This window comes from Pseudarthrobacter sp. PvP090 (assembly GCF_040547365.1).
Classification (GTDB): Bacteria; Actinomycetota; Actinomycetes; order Actinomycetales; family Micrococcaceae; genus Arthrobacter.
Map to the genome: position 1 here is coordinate 1 of NZ_JBEPPO010000030.1, position 1,480 is coordinate 1,480.

Sequence of the window (1,480 nt, forward strand, 5' to 3'; positions counted from 1 at the left end):
ACGGCGTACCCGGCGATGTGGTCCGCGGCGTCGGCTTCGGAAATCCGGCGGCCCTTCTTGCCGATCACGACGGCGAGTTCGGACTCCCAGTCGACCGTGTCGGATTCCTGCGGCAGGGCCAGGTCATCGTTCGGGCCGATCAGGGATTCCTGGTACTTGGCGAACAGGGTGGGGAACTCGGGGACTTCCCGGCCCATTTCCTTGATGTGGTTGCGGTAGTTGTGGCCCACGCAAATGATCTTGCCCGGCGCGGGCACGACGGCGTCCAGGTCAGCGCCCGCGAGCGGGTGGGTGGCGCCGGACGCGGCCTTCGCGGTCGCTTCCCAGCCCGGAGTGCGCAGCAGCGCTCCGACGTCGGCGAAACCGGCGATCTCGGTCAGCGTGTCGCCGTCCTGGCGCACGGCCTTCGTGCCGGTTGAGGTGCGGAGGGTGAGGAGTCTCATTATTTATTGCGTCCTTCGATGTAGGTGCGGTTGAAGTTCAGCCGTTCGAAAATGGGGGCGTCGCTGAAGCGGAAGAGGTCAAACTCCGTGTCCGCCTGCAAGGACCACTGGGTCCAGGACGGGACCACGAACAGGTCGCCCTTCGCCAGGGTCCTGGTTTCGCCGTTGAGGACCACGGAGCCGGAGCCTTCGAAGACCTGCCAGACGCTGGAGCCGACCTCGCGGAGGACTTGCGTGGTGGCGCCGGCGCGGAGCCGGTGGAATTCGGCCCGGATGGTCGGCATCACGTCCCCGCCGGTGGTGGGGTTGGTGAAGCGGACGGCGGCGTGGCCCTGGGACACGGTGGCCGGGTGGCCCTCGTCCTCGAGCAGCAGCTGCTCGCGCAGGGCCCGGTCCGTGTATTCCCAGCGGTAGGCCGCGATGGGGGAGCTGGTGGTGTCATCCAGGCCGGAGAGCGGACGCAGGCCCGGGTGGGCCCAGAGCCGCTCGGAGCGGGAGATGTCCGGGGTGGCCTCGTCGGTGACGCGCTCGGTGCCGAACTCGAAGAAACCCGCGTCGGCGTAGTGCACGAACGGGATGTCCAGGCCGTCGATCCAGGCCATCGGCTCATCGGTGTCGTTGTGGTGGCCGTGGAAGTTCCAGCCCGGGGTCAGCAGGAAGTCCCCGCGGGACATCCGGACCGGGTCACCGTTCACGACCGTCCAGACCCCTTCGCCCTCGACGACGAAGCGGAACGCGTTCTGGGAATGGCGGTGCTCCGGGGCAGTCTCACGGGCGCCGAGGTACTGGATCGCCGCCCACAACGTGGGGGTGGCATACGGCGTCCCGGCCAGGCCCGGGTTGGCCAGGGCGATGGCGCGGCGTTCGCCGCCGCGGCCCACGGGGACCAGGTCACCGGCGCGGGCGGCCAGCGGGTACAGGTCACTCCACCGCCACACGTGGGGCACCGCCTTGGGCGTCGGGACCATCGGCATGAGGTCCGCGATCTCGGTCCAGAGCGGGATCAGGTTCTCGCGGTCAAAATCCCGGTACAGCTC

Annotated in this window: 2 protein-coding genes; both read right to left on the reverse strand. The window is 69.0% G+C overall.

The features are described 5' to 3' along the window. On the reverse strand, positions 1-443 hold a 443-nt coding region (locus tag ABIC21_RS19285), incomplete at its 3' end, for a fumarylacetoacetate hydrolase family protein (protein WP_354351983.1). After that, positions 443-1,480: cupin domain-containing protein (locus tag ABIC21_RS19290; protein ID WP_354351984.1), on the reverse strand; the 1,038-nt coding region annotated here is incomplete at its 5' end. The genes ABIC21_RS19290 and ABIC21_RS19285, both read right to left, overlap by 1 nt.